This is a genomic window from Pseudoalteromonas sp. APC 3694, from assembly GCF_030407565.1.
In the GTDB taxonomy this organism is placed as follows: domain Bacteria; phylum Pseudomonadota; class Gammaproteobacteria; order Enterobacterales; family Alteromonadaceae; genus Pseudoalteromonas; species Pseudoalteromonas tetraodonis.
Window position 1 is genome coordinate 24,749 of record NZ_JASDDE010000008.1, and the last position, 19,199, is coordinate 43,947.

The window sequence follows — 19,199 nt, forward strand, 5'->3', positions numbered from 1 at the left end:
CTTTGCTTTTATAAAAACAAGTATTTATTACAGTCCTCTTTATTTGATTAAAAGCGCCAATAAGCGCTTTTGATGACACACAGTAAATGGGTAACTAACCGTTTACTGTGTACAACAGAACTTCCTACACTCCCTGTGTACTTTATTGGTTATAGGCTAACGCTTATAACCATTTTTTTTTGCCTTTATTATTTAATCGTAAATTTTACGTCTTGATCGCGTAATAAATAAAGCGCAAAACACGCAGCCCACATCGGCCACGCCGCAAAAAACAGTAAATTATTAAAGCCATCAATATATTGATTATATGAAGAAAGCGTAGATAAACCATGCATTATAAAAATAGCACCGTAAGTAATACGTTTTTTAATACCGACCAAAAATGCTATCACTAGCAATAATTGCAGTGCACCTAAAATATAAGCAATAGTATCGGTAGAGCCACTGATCCCATAAAAGTGTTCAAAAATTCGGGCGCTATGCCCCGGATTTACAAATTTATCTAGCGTCCACTAGGGCCTGTTGACCTTTGCAGATTTAAATTTGTTCAAGCTAGGGGCGATTTAATCGCGGCGCGAGGTTTGTAGCCTAGTGGACTAAGTAAAAACCGAGCAACAAAGAGTAAATCGCCCCTAGGCAGAACCCTTCGAGCAGGGTCTGTTTGGCATTTATGCTGCGTTATCGCCTATTTATGGGGAATAACCACACTACATAGGCTCTGCCTTGCCTAAAAGCCAAACATACAGCTGCAAATTAAACCTCGAAAGATAAACAGGCCCTTTACATCACTATAAACACCCCACACCGAAGCGATAATAAAGACCACTGCAAACGATTTTGTACATCAGTATTCATTGAACCTGTCATAAAATTTCCTTAAAAAAGATATAAATAAACTAATAAGCAATAAAGACCGTACAAACTCCCTTTTATTTCATAATAATTGTAAATAGCTGTTAAGCTTGTTTAATAAATCGATTAACAAAGCAGCTATTTTTAATATTTTAATAAATAACAATATTGTTAAATTGCTGAAAGTTATTTTTAAGCCTTTCGGTCTTTTATAACCATCAACATACAATTACAGAGAGAAAACGTTTGAAATATTCATCCTTGGCCGTATCTATAGCCGCTTTATTAAATACACCCGCTATTGCTTTTGCTACAACAAAGCCTGTAACAGAAAATGCCATAGAGCGTATTGAAGTAGCGGGCCAAAGTTTAAATTCTCAAGGACTTTCTGTTAAAGATGCAACCATAAATGGCCCCTTTGGCGATAATTTAGCACTGCAAGATATAGCACGTTCAGTCACGCCTATTTCAAAAGAGCTAATAGAACAACTTAACATTACTACCTTGCAAGACGTACTTGCTGTGAGCCCTAATACGTATGCCGCCAGTGGCTTTGGGGCACCAAGCTTACCCACTATTCGAGGCCAATTTGGTGAGCTCTTTCAAGATGGAACTCGTCGCCAAGCGGGTAATAACGGCTTTGGTGTACCGCTATCATTTAACGCGGTAGAACAAATAGATGTAGTTAAAGGCGCTCCTCCAGTATTGTTTGGTTCAAGCCAGCGCAATGGTGGCTTTGTTAATTTACACTCTAAGCAAGCCTCAACTGAAGAACACAAAGGTAAAGCGAAGCTCTCTGCGGGTCGTTGGGATCAATACACCGCTCAGCTTGATTACACCGCACCGATTGTAAAAGACAAAATTGGTTTTCGTGTAAGTTATGAACACCTTGATCATGGAAGCTACTACGATTACTCAGGGACTAAAAGTGACAGCCTTTTTGCAGCACTGCGAGTATTGCCTGATGATAAAAGCAGCTGGGATATTAACTTTGAGCTATATCAGGTTGAGTTTACCGACAACGCAGGTATTAACCGCCCTACTCAAGCACTCATCGATCATGGCCTTTACATTACCGGCCAAGGCGTTCAAGCAAACGGCAGCACAGTACCCGCAGCGGGTTCAATTGTATCTCCAACAGGGTTAGTTAACATTGATCGCAGCACGGTACTTACCGATCCTGATAACCAAAACGAAGCCACTACTTACCTATTTCACAGTATTTATAAGCGCGAGCTTTCAGATAAAGCGTCGCTTAAAAATATTAGTTATTTTCAGCACTTAAAACGTGATGAAGTGGCTCAAAACAGTTTTGTTGAAATTATAGATGGTGCCGATACCGCACAGAACCGCACTGAACTAACGTATCAATGGAATAATGAACAGCAAACTATCTTAGCCTTTGATGTACGCTACAACAAAGTACTTGGCTACAGCCAATTTACCACCGAGGCCGACACGCCAATTGATTTAACGGGTCCACTTTCAAACCGTCGTATTCCATTAACCGATGCGCAAAAAGCACGCTTAGTTGAGCTGCGCCCCGGTGTATTTGTATCCCCAGGTGGTCAATACGATATAAACGGTGATGGCAGTGGTGATTTTAACTTATCAGACACCACCAACTCGCGTTCTTGGCAAACTGGCTTTGCTATACAACAAGACTCACAGTGGACAAATAAATTACGCACCAGTGTGGGTTACCGCGTTGATTATTATGATGTAGAATCACACGATCCCATAGCACCACAAGGACAAATAGCAGCCAGTGATAGCATTAACGACACACTGCAATCTGGCCAAATCAGTTTTAATTACAAGCTCAATACTGATTTTACAAGTTACGGCGCAGCAAGTTACAACGAAGCGACTTCAAATAGTATGGCCGGTGGTAACACCTTAGGTGGTGACAACACGATTAGTGCGCAAAACTTTGCAACCGAAAACACGCTGGTAGAATTTGGCTTAAAATATGCGCCTACCAACAGCGATTGGTATGCTGATGGCGCCCTATTTAGCCAGCGCCGTAGTTTACGCAACCGCGATGGCAGCAATACCGGTATTCGTACCTCAGGTTTTGAAGGCCAAGTATTTTACGACGCTTACCCATATTGGTTAAGTGCAGGTTATAGCTATATTGACGCGCGCTACGATAACTCTGCGACTGGCCAAGACTCGGCGCAAATTGCTGATGCGTTTGATAACTCACGCCCAGATATTATTGCCGGTAATGGTATAGGCGCGCCAAGTTATACAGCGTTTGCCCCTTCAAATAGCCAAGTACAAGGTATTCCTGAGCAATCGTTAAGCGTTAACGGTAGTTATTCTATTAATGAGAAATGGCAGGCAGGTTTTTCAGCATTATATACAAAGAGTTACCCGCTGGACTTTTTACAAACAGTGAAAATTCGTGACCAATACACGTTAAACGTCAATACCAGCTATGCGTTTACGCCTAGGACTAAATTGCGATTAGATGTGAACAACGTCACAAATCAAGATAACTGGCGCCCAGTGTTTGAAGGCGGCTATTTTGGCGCAACATTGGCATTCCCTGAACTACCAATAAACGCCAAGCTTACCCTAACGCATAACTTTTAAGCCCAAGAGATAATATGATTAAAAAACTATTGTTAGTATTGATTGCAGCAGCCGGTATTGGCATGTTCTTTCATTTTAATTTGCACCAGTTGCTTACACTCGATGGCTTAAAAGGGTCGATGGATCAGTTTAACCAATACAAAGCGCAATCGCCGTTGTTAGTTTTTGGCGGGTTCTTTTTACTCTATGTGGTAGTAACGGCTCTCTCTTTACCCGGCGCAGCTATTTTAACATTGGCCGCAGGCGCATTATTTGGCTTAGTAGAAGGCTTACTGGTGGCGTCGTTTGCCTCAACGATTGGTGCTACCCTTGCCTTTTTAGTGTCACGCTATTTATTACGCGACACCATTAAAAAACGGTTTCCTGAGCGTTTAGCTGCTATCGATAAAGGCGTAGATAAAGAAGGCGCTTTTTACCTTTTTACTTTGCGTTTAGTGCCTGTATTTCCGTTCTTTTTAATTAACCTATTGATGGGCTTAACCGCTATTAAGTCGTGGACTTTTTATTGGGTGAGCCAAATTGGTATGTTGGCAGGCACCTTTGTATTTGTGAATGCCGGTACTCAACTTGCACAAATTGAGCGTTTATCGGGCATTTTGTCACTAGATTTAATTCTGTCATTTGCTCTATTAGGTGTATTCCCACTGATTGCGAAAGCGATTTTAAATGTATTTAAAAAACAACGGGTTTATAAAAACTACACTAAGCCCAAAAAATTCGACCGTAACATGATTGTTATTGGCGCGGGTGCAGGCGGCTTAGTTACCAGCTATATTGCCGCCGCAGTAAAAGCCAAAGTCACCTTAATTGAAGCCGGCGAAATGGGTGGTGACTGCTTAAACACTGGCTGTGTGCCTAGTAAAGCGATTATTAAAAGTGCAAAAATAGCACAGCAAATGCGCCATGGCGAAAACTATGGCCTTGAAAACACTACACCGCAGTTTTCCTTTAAAAAAGTAATGGCACGTGTACATCAGATCATTGCTGATATAGCCCCGCACGACAGCATAGAGCGCTACACAAATTTAGGTGTGGAGGTTTTAAAAGGCTATGGAAAATTGATTGACCCGTGGACAGTAGAAATTAAACTTAACGATGGCAGCACGCAAACTCTTACCGCTCGCACACTTGTTATTGCCACCGGTGCTCGCCCGTTTGTACCGCCACTGCCAGGTATTGAAGAAACCGGTTACGTTACCAGCGATACTTTATGGAGCAAATTTGCCGAGCTCGACGAAGCGCCCAAAAAACTGGTTGTTTTAGGTGGCGGCCCGATTGGTTGTGAGCTTGCACAAAGCTTTGCCCGTTTAGGCTCAAGTGTGACGCAAGTTGAAATGACTCAGCGCGTTATGATCAAAGAAGATGTTGAAGTGTCAGCTTTTGCACACCAATCACTGACCGATAGTGGCGTTAATATTTTAACCTCACACCAAGCGCTGCGCTGTGAAGCACGCGAGGGTAAAAAGTACCTCGTGGTGAAACACAACGACACCGAAATTGATATTGAATATGATGAGCTACTGTGTGCCGTTGGCCGAAGCGCACGCCTCAAAGGCTATGGCCTTGAAGAGCTTGGTATAGAAACTAATCGCACCATAGTAACTAACGACTACCTAGAAACACTCTACCCTAATATTTTTGCCGCAGGCGATATTGTAGGCCCGTACCAGTTTACTCACGTTGCGGCTCATCAGGGGTGGTACGCGGCGGTTAATGGCTTATTTGGCCACTTTAAAAAGTTTAAAGTAGATTACCGTGTTATTCCATGGACCACCTTCATTGATCCAGAAGTAGCCCGCGTAGGCCTAAACGAGCAAGAAGCGATTGATAAAGGCATAGACTATGAAATCACCCGCTTTGAGTTTGAAGAGTTAGACCGCGCCATTACTGAGAGCGCCAATAATGGCTTTATTAAGGTGATCACTCCTAAAGGAAAAGACAAAATACTCGGAGTTACTGTGGTTTCTGAGCATGCAGGCGATTTAATTGCTGAATTTGTTTTAGCCATGAAACACGGCCTTGGCCTTAATAAAATTCTAGGCACAATTCACAGCTACCCAACATGGGCAGAAGGCAACAAATATGCCGCTGGTGAATGGAAACGTAACCATGCTCCACAAACTGTTTTAAACATGCTTGAAAAATACCATGCATGGCGCCGAGGTTAAGCCTTTGTATACGTTATTGAAGTTTTTAGTTTTAAGTGCACTACTGGTCACGGCGTTTAAAAGTAGTGCACAAAACCTGCACGATAGTTGGAACACGCTATTAACTAAACATGTTGTCGCTATTAATCATCGGCACAGCACTGAGGTTGATTACGCTGCAATTAAACACGAGCATACCCAATTAAAAGCATATTTAAATACGTTAACAGCCATCACACCAGGTGAATTTAACACGTGGGACAAACACAAACAGTTGGCGTTTTTAATTAATGCCTATAATGCCTTTACCGTTGAACTAATATTATCGCAGTACCCTAATATTGAATCAATCAAAGAGTTAGGTAGCTTTTTTAGTTCACCGTGGAGCAAAGAGTTTATTTCGCTGCTAGGTAAAACACGCAGCCTTGATGATATAGAGCATGAGTTAATTCGTGGTAGTGGTAAATACAACGACCCGCGTATTCACTTTGCAGTAAACTGCGCCAGCATTGGTTGCCCTGCACTTCGTGAAGAAGCCTACTCGGCAGATAAACTAGAAGAGCAATTACACCAGCAAACTGTTCGTTTTTTGTCAGACAACACCCGCAACATGGCAACAGGCAATACTTTAAATGTATCACCTATTTTTAAATGGTACGGCGGTGATTTTGAACAAGGCTTTAAAGGAGCAAACACATTACACCCGTTTTTAGCACAATACGCTGATGCATTAAAACTGCTACCCGCTCAACAAGAAGCGCTGCAAAATAATGACATGAAAATTAAATTTTTAGATTACAACTGGAATTTAAATGCACGTCGTTAAGCCAATACAAATACTCAGCCGATATTGTTTTTTGAGTATTGCTTTGTGCATTGTTTTAATTGCTAGCTTTAAAACCATGGCAGCCTCTTTTTCTGATACTCGCTGGCAAACTATCCAAAGCCAAGGTAAAAACCAACCCGTTTATTTTTATGCGTGGGGCGGCGATCCGCAAATAAATGCCTACATTCAATGGGTGGCTGAGCAGGTCAAAGCGCAATATGATATTGAATTAGTGCATGTAAAATTAAGCGATACCAGCGAAGCAGTAAGCCGAGTATTAGCAGAAAAATCAGCCAATAATCACGTTCAAGGCAGTGTCGATTTAATTTGGATCAATGGCGCTAACTTTGCCGCTATGAGTAAGCATGACTTGCTGCTTAAAGACTGGGCCCAGACGCTGCCAAATTTTGCATTAACCGATCCTAATAATAACCCCGCGGTAAACTTTGATTTTGGTTTGCCTACAAACGGAATGGAAGCGCCTTGGGGGCAAGCGTCGCTCACTTTTTATTACGACAGCCTAGCAATAGATGGCAGCACAACGAATCAATTACCCACCACCCTACATCAGTTATTAACTTGGAGCGCGCAAAACCCTGGGCGTTTTAGTTACCCAAAGCCGCCTGATTTTTTAGGCATGAGCTTTTTAAAATACGCTTTAGTGGTACTACATAACAACAGCGATGATGAATTAAAAGCACAGCTAAACCAGCCAGCTACAGATAAAAGCACCACTGAGGTGCTCAACCCTTTGTGGGTATTTTTAAATAAATTACACCCAACGCTTTGGCGCAGCGGCAAACATTTTATGCAAAGTGGCGCACAAATGCGCCGCTTAATTGACGATACTGAGCTTAGTATCGGGTTTACCTTTTCAGCGTCAGAAGTGCCCGCTGCAGTACAACGCTTTGATTTACCCACCAGCACCCGCAGTTATGCTATGCATGATGGTAGTTTAAGTAACACCCATTTTGTAGCAATACCGTATAATGCAAGCCATGCACAAGGCGCACAGTTAGTCGCTAATTTTTTATTAAGCCCTCAAGCGCAAGCTCATAAACAAAAGCCCACTATTTGGGGCGATAAAACCGTGTTGATCCAATCAATGCTAAATACCCAGCAACAAGCCTTATTTAAAACCACACAACCGCACCCAAGTGCGCTGCCTTTTAATAACATAAAACGCACACTCAGTGAGCCTCACCCAAGTTGGGTTAATGCCATAATGCAAGGTTGGCAAACGCGCTATGGGGTTAGCCAATGAATAAAGTACCCGCTTCAAATAGCCTATTTACCTTTTTGGTCAAACTAAGTCCTTACTGTTTGGTTGCATTGCTTACTTTACCTGTTTTAGGGGGGGTAATCGGCGTGCTTTTACCTGCCTTTGGTTGGGCGCCGGCACTCAATGAAACAAATATTGGCTTAGCAGGGTTTAACGCATTGTGGCAAACGCCTGGATTGACACACATGGTAGGGCTGAGCATACGAACAGGGCTTATTAGTACCTTGATCGCGTTTATGCTGATGATTATTATGCTTGGCGCGTTTTTTAATAGTGCGTGGCTTAAACGCATTGAATATATTTTAAGTCCAATATTGGTTATTCCGCATGCCGCTGCGGCGATTGCAGTGAGTTTTTTAATTGCCCCATCGGGTTTATTTACTCGTTTAGTTTCTCCATGGTTAACTGGCTGGCAATTAGCGCCAGAAGGCGCGTTACCTTACGACGCTTTTGGCTGGAGCATTATTATTGGGCTTGTGCTTAAAGAGTTACCTTTTTTACTACTGATTGCATTGGGTGTTTTGGCACAACCCGAACTTGGCAAAAAGCTACGCAAGCAGCATCAAATTGCGGTTAATTTAGGTTATTACCCTATGGTGGCGTTTTTTAAAGTGGTGCTACCCAGTTTATACCCACTGTTACGTTTACCTATTTTTGCAGTACTTGCTTATGCCTGCGCCAGCGTTGAAATGCCACTCATTCTTGGCCCAAATACCCCTCCCACTTTAGCCGTTGCTATAATGCACTGGTTTAACGATGTAGATTTAAACCTGCGAATAAAAGCCTCGGCGGGTGCCCTGTTACAATTAGCGGTCACTGTTGGACTACTCTTAACGTGGCTATTGCTTGAAAAAATCATCGCTCTAGTTTTTAAGCAATCACTTATTAATGGCCGTCGCCAGTATGCACATCAACTGATCCGCACGTTTACTCATGCATCCACAAGTCTAATTTTAACGTTTATTGTTGCTGCGCTAATTGGGTTAGTGATGTGGTCAATAGCGGGCTATTGGCGTTTTCCTGATGCTGTGCCCTCAAGCGTGGTATTTCTGCATGTTCAACATGCATTTACACAAATACATACTCCCTTGTTTAATACCTTAATAATAGGGGGAATAAGTACGCTGTTTGCTATCACTATGGTATTGCTGTGCTTAGAAGCCGAGCAGTTAAACACGAAACTCTTGTCGAAATGGACACAGTTAATTATTTATCTTCCTTTATTAGTGCCCAGTATTGCGTTTTTATTTGGTATTGTGTGGTTACAACAACTGCTCAATAGCCAGCATGCCTTTTTTAATGTGATATTTGTGCACGTTTTATTTGTTTTACCGTATGTTTTTTTATCTATTGCCGATAGTTACAGGCGTTTAGACCCTCGATTAGCGCGCGTTGCCGCAAGCTTGGGGGCAAGTCCCTGCAAGGTGTTTTTACAGGTTAAATTGCCACAACTATTCGCCCCTATTTTAATCGCGATAGCGCTTGGGCTGGCGATTAGTTTTGGCCAGTATTTATCTACACTTTTAGCCAGTGGCGGGCGTATAAGTACCATTACCACCGAAGCCGTAACCCTTGCTAATGGCGCAAGCAGGCGCACCAGTGCAGTTTACGCCATTTTACAAATGGCATTACCGCTAATTGGTTTTGGTGTGGCATGGGTGTTACCTAAATACTTTTTTAAAGCGCGCGCTTAACTATAAAACCATTAAGGCTATTTAATGCAGTCATCATTACACATCAAAGATTGTCAGCTTTATCGTCAAGGCGAGCTGTTACTAAGCTTAAACGAGCAAGTAAATGGCGGCGAAATACTCACCATTATGGGTCCATCGGGCAGTGGCAAGTCAAGCTTATTAAATTGGCTTACAGGCTGTTTGCCCAAAGACTTTAGGGCACAAGGCGAAGTATGGCTAAATGATCAAAATATAGATAACACACCCCCGCATTTACGCCATATTGGGGTGCTCTACCAAGACGCTTTATTGTTTTCGCATTTAACAGTGGCAGGAAATATTGCCTTTGCTATGCCCAAAGGCAATAAAAAGCAGCGTCTTGAAAAAATAGACCACGCCCTAGAACAAGTTGGCTTAACAGGGTTGGCAGCCCGCCATCCCGACAGCCTATCTGGTGGGCAGCAAGCGCGTGTTGCACTGCTACGCATGTTGCTCAGCGAACCTAAAGCTATTTTACTCGACGAGCCTTTTAGTAAACTCGACACCCAATTGCGTGTTGATACCCGCGAACTGGTGTTTAATCAAATACGCGAGCATAAATTGCCTGCCATTATGGTTACGCACGACCACAGTGACGCGGAGGCAACAGCTGGCAAAGTGATTACTTTAGGCACTGATGCTTAAAACCTGACTCATATTCAAGGCAATACGTATGTTAGATAAATTTGTTACCCCCATTATAAAGCCACTACTAACACCGGTTGTTATGCTCATTAATAAAAGCGGCATTACAGCTAATCAACTCACTGTTTTTGGTTTTTTAGTGGGTATGTTTGCCGTGCCTTTACTTGCCTTTGAAATGTGGTATGGCGCATTAATCGCCATTGCGTTGAATAGAATTTTAGATGGACTGGATGGCGCATTAGCCCGCTATGCTAATCAAAGTTCTAGCGCGGGTGGGTTTTTAGATATTACTCTCGACTTTTTATTTTACGCAGCGATTCCACTGGGCTTTATTTTGGCTAATCCAGCACAAAATGCCATTGTAGGTGCTATTTTACTGGCTACTTTTATAGGTACCGGTTCCAGCTTTTTGGCCTTTGCAATTGCCGCTGAAAAATTTAAACTCGACAAACCACAATTTAAATATAAAAGTTTTTACTACTTAAATGGCTTAACTGAAGGCACAGAAACCATTGCCTTATTTGTTGCCTTTTGTATTTGGCCGCAGCACTTTGCCATAATGGCCAGCTTATTTGCTGCAGCTTGCGCCATAACGATTTTCACCCGTATTTATGGCGGTTATCACACATTAAAACAACAAGAAACTAATATCAGTAAAACGGAGGCTACCAATGGATAACGAATTATGGTGGCGGCTTGGATGTTTTGTAAGTATTTTAGTCATAATGATGCTGCTTGAGTGGCAAACCCCTGCACGGCAATCGCCCATAAAAGCCACTAAACGTTGGGTTGCGAATTTTGGTCTTGTATTTACCTCTTCAGTGATTGCTCGGTTAGCGGTTCCTTTAGGGTTAACCGCCGCCGCGCTTTATAACCAAGAACATAGTATCGGTTTGTTTAATCAACTAACTATGCCTCTTTCAGTAGCAATTATACTTAGCCTGCTGTTGCTAGATATACTGATTTATTGGCAACACAGGTTATTTCATAAAATTCCAGTTTTATGGCGTTTACACCGTGTTCACCATGCTGATGCGCACGTAGATACAAGCACTGGGCTGCGCTTTCACCCTATTGAAATAGGTCTTAGCATATTGATAAAGCTTGCCGCCATAACTGCTCTTGGCGTGCCCGCCATTGCAGTACTTATATTTGAAATAACACTCAATGGGTTAGCACTGTTTAACCACGCAAATATTCGCTTGCCAAACGCAATAGAAAAACCACTGCGCCTCATCCTTATTACCCAAGCGCTGCACCGCATACATCACAGCCAAAACCCCGAAGAAACAAACAGTAACTTTGGGTTTAGTGTAACTTGGTGGGATAGACTTTTTGGCAGCTATAAATCACAGGCAAGCCAGCCTGATAAACGTATTGCACTTGGTTTGAGCCAATACCCAAACCCCGAACAAAATTCATCCTTGTGGCAATTGTTAATAATGCCATTTAAAAAATAGCAATACGGCTAATGAAAACGCCCATGTACACCTTTTAAACCTTTATTTATAACATTACTTGGGCGTTTAACCGTTCCTGTTAACAAAAACACCCTGTTAAAGGTAAATAAATTGTAAATTATTTAAACAAATTCTTGACCCAGTTAAAAATCCTCCATATTATTTGTAAGCGCTTACATTTATCACACACAAAAATGTAAGCGCTTACAAAAATGAAAGAATCAACAAATACACTATATTCTGACAATAATCAGTTGAACGGGGTTCAGTTATGAACATTGAAACAACACGCATTACTCGCCTTTTGGCTGCTATTTCATTAGCATCTCTGGCGGGTTGTGGTGGTGACGCAGCAACCACTACTACAGATATTGAAAAAGTAAGCCCTACTGAACCAGTCTCTGACTGGCGTATGGTATGGAACGATGAGTTTGACAGCACTAGTATTGATACTAACAAGTGGAACTTTGAACTAAACTGCGCTGGCGGTGGTAACAACGAAAAACAATGTTACACCGACAGTGAAGAAAACGCCTTTATAAAAGACGGTGTACTAAACATAGTCGCCTTACCTGCTGAAGAAGGCGCAGAAAAAACATACACATCAGCCCGTTTAAACACCCGTTACAACGCAGACTTTACTTATGGCCGCTTTGAGATGCGTGCAAAGCTGCCTTCGGGTCAAGGTAGCTGGCCAGCTTTTTGGATGATGCCAACCGATGAAGAATATGGTACTTGGCCGCGCTCTGGCGAAATTGATATTTTAGAAGCGGTAAATTTAAAAACAGTTGCTGAAGATGGCACCGTTGAAGCTAATATTCATGGCACACTTCACTATGGCCGTGAATGGCCAAATAACTCAAGTTCAGGTAAAGCGTATACATTCCCTGAAGGGATGAATCCTGCAGACGATTTTCATACTTACGCAATTGAATGGCAAGAAGGCGAAATTCGCTGGTACGTAGATGGCTATTTATACGCCACTCAACGTCGCTCTGAAGTTCGTTACAATTCAAAAGACGAACCCGTTGGCTTAAAGCACAAAGGCTGGTTTGCTGAATACTTTGAACAAGGTAGCGGCGAGCTAACAACGCATTGGGATAATGCCCCATTTGATAAAGACTTTTATCTTATATTAAACAATGCTGTTGGTGGTGATTGGCCTGAAAACGTAAATAACTTAGGCGTTGACGCTGCAGCATTTGCAGAAGGTCAAAGCTTTGAGATTGATTACGTGCGTGTTTACGAATGTGCCTCTAACCCAACCACAGGTAAAGGCTGTGAAACAGTCCGCCCAGGTTACGACAACTTAGAAGATGCACTTGTTGAAGGTAAAGCCCCTGTACCTACCCCGCCAAGTGATGGTGTTGCAAAGAATCTTGATATTTTTGATGGCAGCTTAAATGCCAACTGGATCGCATGGGATTGTTGCGGTGGAACCACACCAGAAACCATTACCGATGCTGACAAAGGCGAGGTAATTAAGTTTAACATTAACGATAATAACGGGACTGTGCTTGGGTTTTCTACCCGCGGTGGTCACTTCCCAGATGATTTTACTGGCACTTCATCTCCATTTGATGCATCACCTCTACTTGATTTAAATGGTCGACTCACCTTTGATATGAAAGTAGTAACCCCGCCAACATCTTCAACTACTTGGTTATTAAAAGCTGAAGCGGGTGATGGTGGTCCTAATACCGGCGATGTAGCCCTTAGCGATAGTAATGAAGGTGTAACCCCTGTTACTGGCCAATGGCAAACCTATACATTCCCACTTTCTTTACTACAAGAAAGAGGCTTAGATTTAAGTGCCATTGATGTATTAATGGTATTTCCTACATGGCAAACAGGTGAAGGCGCTGAGTACTTAATTACCAATGTGGCTATTGAAGGCGATGTTGGTGAATCACCATCTGTAGACCTATTCACAGACGGACAAAACTTAGATTGGCCAATGTGGGATTGTTGTGGCGGTTCAACACCAATTGAAGCAATGGACGATGAAGAACACGGTTTAACAGCAGAGTTTAGCATTGGCGTTGCCCCCACTGTAATGGGTTTCAACACTCGCACCTCAGCCGGTGGTAGTGGTAAACCATTTGATGCAACAAGTATTTTAGAAAATGGTGTACTACAGTTTGATGTAAAAGTAATGTCAAATCCAAATGATCCAGCAGCTATTTGGACAATGAAGATTGAATCTAATGAAGGCGATACAGCGGTAGAGCTTCCATTAACCGATGCTGGCGATGCACCCGTTGCTGGTGAGTGGAAAACTTACACTTTTACATTCGCTGACTTAGCGGGCGCCGGTTTAGATGTAAGTGCCATTGATGTAGTGATGATATTCCCAGCATGGGGCACAGGTGAAGGTGCGGTTTACCGTGTTGATAACGCTAAAATGTACGATCCGAGTGCATCAGCAGGCGATGAAATCACTATTTTCCAAGATACAGCCGCAGATATGTGGAGTATTTGGGACTGTTGTGGTGGCTCTACACCGACTGAAGAAACTGACGATGCTGAACACGGCACAGTGGCTGAGTTTGTTATTGGTGCTACACCAACAGTAATGGGCTTTTTAGCTGACGAAGGTGTTTCTTTTGATGCATCAGCAATATTAGCAAATGGTGTTGTGCAATTTGAAATGAAAATGGTGACACCACCAAATGATCCTGACTCAGTGTGGACATTTAAAATTGAGTCAACAGGTGCAGCAACGGCGGTAGAGCTTCCTCTTGAACAAAGCGTTGAAGGTGAAGTACCTGTTATTGGACAGTGGCAAACATACACGTTTACGTTGCAATCATTATTTGATGCAGGTTTAGACATTAGCGATATCAATGTACTGATGATGTTCCCAGCGTGGGGAACAGGTGACGGTGCAGTTTATCGTATCGACAATGTGGTTATCGCTAACCCATAAACCCTAATTCAGTGGTAGGTACTAAATTAAAAGTACCTACTTACCGTAATAAATTAAGTAAAAGCAGAGCAATTATGAACACAAATAAGTTTAAAAAAAGCCCACTAGCGGCTTCTGTGTCACTTATCATCGCTGCAAGCACATTTAACTTCGCTTATGCTGCGCAAGAAAATACTGTCGAACCTGAACTAGAAGTTATTGAAGTAAAAGGTATTCGTGGTTCATTAATACGTTCAATGGACGTAAAACGCGATGCATCAGGCGTGGTAGATGCCATTTCTGCTGAAGAAATGGGTAAATTTCCAGATACTAACTTAGCTGAATCGCTACAACGTATTACGGGTGTATCGGTAAGTCGCTCAAACGGTGAAGGTAGCCAAATTACCGTACGTGGTTTTGGCCCATCATTTAACCTTGTAACACTTAACGGCCGTCAAATGGCAGGCACCGGTTTTACGCGTTCATTTAACTTTGAGAACTTATCATCTGAAGGTGTTAGTTCACTTGAAGTTATGAAAACAGCGCGTGCGGATACACCAACAGGTGGCCTTGGTGCAACTGTAAATATTGTTACCGCTAAACCTCTACAAAAGCCGGGTCAGCGCTTTTCATTGATGGCTAAAGGCATTCACGATACATCGGTAGAAGAAGGTGATGAAGTAACACCTGAAATTGCAGGTATTTACAGCAATACTTTTGCTGACGAAATGTTTGGTTTTTCAGCTAACTTTTCATACCACCGTCGTGATTTTCAGCGCCAAGCAGCCAATGTACGCTCTTGGTTAGTCAACCCTAACCTATCGGTTGATGCTGAAAACATAATTGATAACCGTCCAATGGATGCAGACGGTAATCCAGCTAAGCAGTTTTTCGATCCAAATGCTGGGGATAATGGTGAATTTGTATCTGCCGCTTTCTTCCCACAAGAAGTGAGCTTTTCAAAAGATGATATTCAGCGTGAACGTTTAAATGCGCAAGCCACATTTCAGTTTGCACCAACAGATAACTTAACGTTTACACTAGATCACACAATTTCAAATGCAACAACGGGTAATAATTCGTTATCGTGGGGTGTTTGGAACGGCTCGTTTGGTGGTAATGGTAATGCCTATGAGCTAGATGAAAATGGCACCGCTATTTACTATAACTCAGCTGGTGATGATGCCTCATTCACGGCATTTCGTGAAACTGCCGAGGTAGACTCAAAAGCAACCGGTATTAATGTTGAATGGTTAGCAACAGAAAACCTTAGTTTTAACTTTGATGCCCATACTTCAAAAACCACAACAGATAATGGCAAAGATCCTGGCTTAAACTCTAATGCCCGTATTATTTTGGGCTCAGCAGAGCTATCTACTAAAGAATACTTTTTCCGCGAAGGCGATGTACCGGGTTTTAATATTAATTGGAACAACGGCACACAAGAAGTAAGTCCAAATCAAATTGGTTCTAACTTCAGTATTTTTACCAGAACACCAGGTGAGTCAGAAGTTTCTCAAGTACAATTAGACGGTAAATTATTTACTTATACAGATATTGGTCTTGAAACCGTTAAATTTGGTGCGGCTTACACTAAACAAACACTCAGTGGTTGGGGCGGCTCTAATAACGCCAATGCACCTGGCTTTAACAACGGTACATTCGCTGAAATTTTCCCAGATGCGATGTTCGAAAGGGTTGATTTAAGCGGATTCCTTGATGAATTTTCATTTGGTCCTAACGGCGTAGCGCCAGGTTATGCTTACACTTATGACCTTGATGAAGCATTTGCTCGTCAAAGTGCTTATTTGACCGAAGACGTAATTGGTAGTGATTATTACCGAATTGGTAGCTTTGATAACTTCCCAACTAACGAAGTAGAAGAAGAAACCATTAGTGTTTACCTTTCTAGCAACTGGGTATTTAACGTTAGCGACTACGACGTATTTGTAAACTTAGGTCTTCGTTATGAAGAAACTGATATTGTCAGCCCAGCAAAAAGTCGTGTAGCGGAACAAGTTTACTGGGCAGGCGGTTCAGAGTGGTTAACTCAATTTGCCGCTGGTGGCGAATTAGTTGAAGTAGACTATGAAGGACAATACGACTTACTACTTCCTATGATTGATATTAAAGTCGATCTTACGGATGACTTAGTAACCCGCGCATCATGGGGACAAACAATCACCAGACCAACTCTTGGCGATATGTTAGGTAACTTGGCTTTAACACCATCACCTAAATTAAATTCAAGAAGTGGTAGCCGTGGTAATCCAAACTTAGAGCCATTTAAATCAACTAATCTAGATTTAAGCCTTGAGTATTATTACAGCGAAGGCAGTTACGCTGCTGTCGGTCTATTTTGGAAAGACGTAGATAATTGGATTGATAACACCCAGGTAAAAACTACCTTTGAAGGTTTACATGATGTGTATTTAGGTGAGCGTTGGAACAATGCAGTAGCCGCCATTGAAGGTCGTGGAGAGCAAGCAACTGACACTGCAATTTACAATGAAATTGTAGCTAATGGCGTAGGCATTGGTGAAAACAACCGTATATTACCAGATCCAGCGACTGATCCGCTGATTGAATGGACCATCAATTCACCTGAAAACGTTGGTTCACGTAAAGTAAACGGTTTTGAATTTGCTGTTCAGCACTTGTTTGGCGACTCAGGCTTTGGGGCAGGCTTTAATGCCACCGTTGTTGATGGTGATGTAGAGTACGATAACTACTACCTTGCCTCTCAAGCAGTATTAGCTGGTTTAAGTGATTCTGCAAACATACAAGGCTTTTACGAAAAAGATGGCTTATCGGTGAAAATTACCGGTGCATGGCGTGATGAGTACTTAATTGCGCAAGGTTTACCTGACTCAGGTGCTACGGCTCCTCCACAATACGCAGAAGAGTACTTACAGTGGGATATTAGTGTGAACTACGAAGTTAACGAAAGCACAACGGTATTCTTTGAAGGTGTGAACTTAACCAACGAAACCGAGCGTTCATTCAGTCGCTTCGAAAGTCAGTTCTTAAGCGCGGCTCAATACGGCCCTCGTTATGCCTTTGGCGTTAGATACTCTATGGGCAATTAATACATTGCCCAAATACAGTTTTTGATTACCCCTTATAGTTGAAAAGTCAAAGCCGCTCATTGAGCGGCTTTTTTTATAACTGTTTAATTTTTTCTAATAGCTTATCGGTTGTCCAATCAATATCGTTATAGGCAATATCGGGTTTATAATAATCGCCCTTTCCTCTTGCTCTATTCACATACACTTTATTAGGCACTATCACTTTACCTAAACCTGAGGGTAACTGGGCTAATCGAACATCCATATACAGTGAGTCAGCACTGCTTGGCGCGCCAAATAACTGAGTGTTTGAAAACTGCTTAAATACATCAATGGCATCAAGACACGCACTTGCACACTGTGGCGGCACAATAACAAAAACCTGTGTTTTAAAGTCACTTACTGGTACCGTACTTTCGCTTTGGTTTGATTTACTTTGCGGCTCTTCGATGTAAAATAGCTTATTGTTTTCAAGTGACTGCGCCATACCTGCAGCTATTTCTTTAAATTCTTTTTGTGCTTTAGGTTGATCTTTCAACACTTCAATTAATGATTTAACATGGTTAGTATTATCTTTTGACGCTCTCCACCAAACTCGGCTATTTTGTGAGTAGCTGTCCATTTTTTGTTCAACAACTTGCTCACCCCACAGCGCTTTTGCAAGCTTTAAGCTCCAATACGACGAGCCACCTTGGTTGTGGCGAAGATCTAAAACCACCGTTTTTGCACTGAGTAACTTAGTACGTTGATCAGTCACTTTTTTATACAGGTTATTGTAATCATGAGTTTGCTTATCGTTATTTGCAAAACTGGGCATAGCAATCCACGCTATGTTTTGCGCAGGCCAAGTTAAATCGGTTGTAAGCTCATCCCCATTATAGGAATGTGTTAAATGCTTACTTACACTCTTTGGCCGAACAGACCAATCAAGGGTTTTACTGTAAGCTTGCCCATTAGCTTTAATAAATTGACATTCTTTTAGAGGTGTTAAAAATGGGTTGCCCTCATCAATTAGTAACCGCCAACCTTGCAGCCACCAATGCCCAGGTTGTGTAACCTGTCCATGAAATTTAAACACTCTTTGTCGCATTAACGTCTCGGTACTTTGCCCATCGCATCCACTTATCACATCACCTTTATTTATATTATCTGTTTCACTGTAATACACTTTTAATGCATCACCCCGCCAAACGGCACTAAAACCAGGCCAACGACGAGCAGGTCGTTCAACGCTTGAAAACACACCTGCATGACCATCTTGTAGCACAGTACTAAAACGCGCAATTGCCGCAACATGAACCTGCGGCCCGCTCGCTTTAGCCGACAGTGCAAGTGCTTCTGCTTTTGCTTGCTTTAATAGCTCAGGAAAGACTGGGTTGTTAACATCAAACATACCGGGGTGGTTTTTTGCCGAAATACTGTAAGCAGCTTCAATATCACGATCAGTAACACTGCGCCATTGCTCTGGTGTTTGAGGAGTAACTGCTAATTCTGCCATGCTCAAGGTAGGCGTAATTAATAAAGCACTCAATAAAGTACGGCTAACTATTTTTGTTTTTATGTTCATGAAAATCCATTTTAAATTAGGTTATATAATTACTGTAAACTCATTTGGTGGAACTAAAAATACCTTAAATCAAATAACTATCAGCAAATTATTTTTACAGCATTAACTTAGCAACATTAAAAGCAGCTAAC

General features: G+C 42.1%; 11 protein-coding genes and 1 pseudogene. 10 read left to right on the top strand and 2 right to left on the bottom strand.

What is annotated here, in order from left to right; translation table 11 throughout:
• Positions 1-188 precede the first annotated feature (188 nt).
• Positions 189-512 (bottom strand): annotated as a pseudogene (locus QMA00_RS04700) (hypothetical protein); the annotation flags it as partial.
• A 586-nt stretch (positions 513-1,098) separates the two neighbouring features.
• On the opposite strand from QMA00_RS04700, the gene QMA00_RS04705 reads away from it, so the two are divergent.
• The 10 genes from QMA00_RS04705 to QMA00_RS04750 all read left to right on the top strand — a co-directional run bounded on the left by QMA00_RS04705 (position 1,099) and on the right by QMA00_RS04750 (position 17,522).
• Positions 1,099-3,453, top strand: coding sequence for a TonB-dependent receptor (locus tag QMA00_RS04705; RefSeq protein ID WP_076921985.1), 2,355 nt, complete (start codon positions 1,099-1,101; stop codon positions 3,451-3,453).
• A gap of 14 nt (positions 3,454-3,467) precedes the next feature.
• Positions 3,468-5,621, top strand: a complete 2,154-nt coding sequence (locus QMA00_RS04710; RefSeq protein ID WP_076921984.1) for a bifunctional TVP38/TMEM64 family protein/FAD-dependent oxidoreductase — start codon at positions 3,468-3,470, stop codon at positions 5,619-5,621.
• The gene (locus tag QMA00_RS04715; RefSeq protein ID WP_076922018.1) at positions 5,602-6,426 is read left to right on the top strand and encodes a DUF547 domain-containing protein; all 825 of its coding nucleotides are present in this window, start codon (positions 5,602-5,604) and stop codon (positions 6,424-6,426) included. The genes QMA00_RS04710 and QMA00_RS04715 overlap by 20 nt, the downstream gene beginning before the upstream one ends.
• Positions 6,413-7,690 carry an ABC transporter substrate-binding protein gene (locus QMA00_RS04720; protein ID WP_076921983.1) on the top strand — a complete coding sequence of 426 codons (1,278 nt, stop codon included), beginning with the start codon at positions 6,413-6,415 and terminating at the stop codon, positions 7,688-7,690. The genes QMA00_RS04715 and QMA00_RS04720 overlap by 14 nt, the downstream gene beginning before the upstream one ends.
• On the top strand, positions 7,687-9,402 hold the full coding sequence (locus tag QMA00_RS04725) for an ABC transporter permease subunit (protein ID WP_076921982.1): 1,716 nt from the start codon (positions 7,687-7,689) through the stop codon (positions 9,400-9,402). Before QMA00_RS04720 ends, QMA00_RS04725 begins: the two co-directional genes overlap by 4 nt.
• A 24-nt stretch (positions 9,403-9,426) precedes the next feature.
• The gene (locus tag QMA00_RS04730) at positions 9,427-10,065 is read left to right on the top strand and encodes an ATP-binding cassette domain-containing protein (RefSeq protein WP_076921981.1); all 639 of its coding nucleotides are present in this window, start codon (positions 9,427-9,429) and stop codon (positions 10,063-10,065) included.
• A gap of 28 nt (positions 10,066-10,093) precedes the next feature.
• On the top strand, positions 10,094-10,744 hold the full coding sequence (locus tag QMA00_RS04735) for a CDP-alcohol phosphatidyltransferase family protein (RefSeq protein WP_076921980.1): 651 nt from the start codon (positions 10,094-10,096) through the stop codon (positions 10,742-10,744).
• Entirely contained in the window at positions 10,737-11,525 is a 789-nt protein-coding gene (locus QMA00_RS04740; RefSeq protein WP_076921979.1) for a sterol desaturase family protein, read from the top strand. Before QMA00_RS04735 ends, QMA00_RS04740 begins: the two co-directional genes overlap by 8 nt.
• A gap of 271 nt (positions 11,526-11,796) precedes the next feature.
• Positions 11,797-14,454: a glycoside hydrolase family 16 protein gene (locus tag QMA00_RS04745; protein ID WP_076921978.1), complete on the top strand. Its 2,658-nt coding sequence runs from the start codon at positions 11,797-11,799 to the stop codon at positions 14,452-14,454.
• A 74-nt stretch (positions 14,455-14,528) separates the two neighbouring features.
• The gene (locus QMA00_RS04750; protein ID WP_076922017.1) at positions 14,529-17,522 is read left to right on the top strand and encodes a TonB-dependent receptor; all 2,994 of its coding nucleotides are present in this window, start codon (positions 14,529-14,531) and stop codon (positions 17,520-17,522) included.
• A gap of 73 nt (positions 17,523-17,595) precedes the next feature.
• On the opposite strand, the gene QMA00_RS04755 is transcribed toward QMA00_RS04750, so the two are convergent.
• The gene (locus tag QMA00_RS04755) at positions 17,596-19,068 is read right to left on the bottom strand and encodes a S41 family peptidase (RefSeq protein ID WP_076921977.1); all 1,473 of its coding nucleotides are present in this window, start codon (positions 19,066-19,068) and stop codon (positions 17,596-17,598) included.
• Between the last annotated feature and the right edge of the window lie 131 nt (positions 19,069-19,199).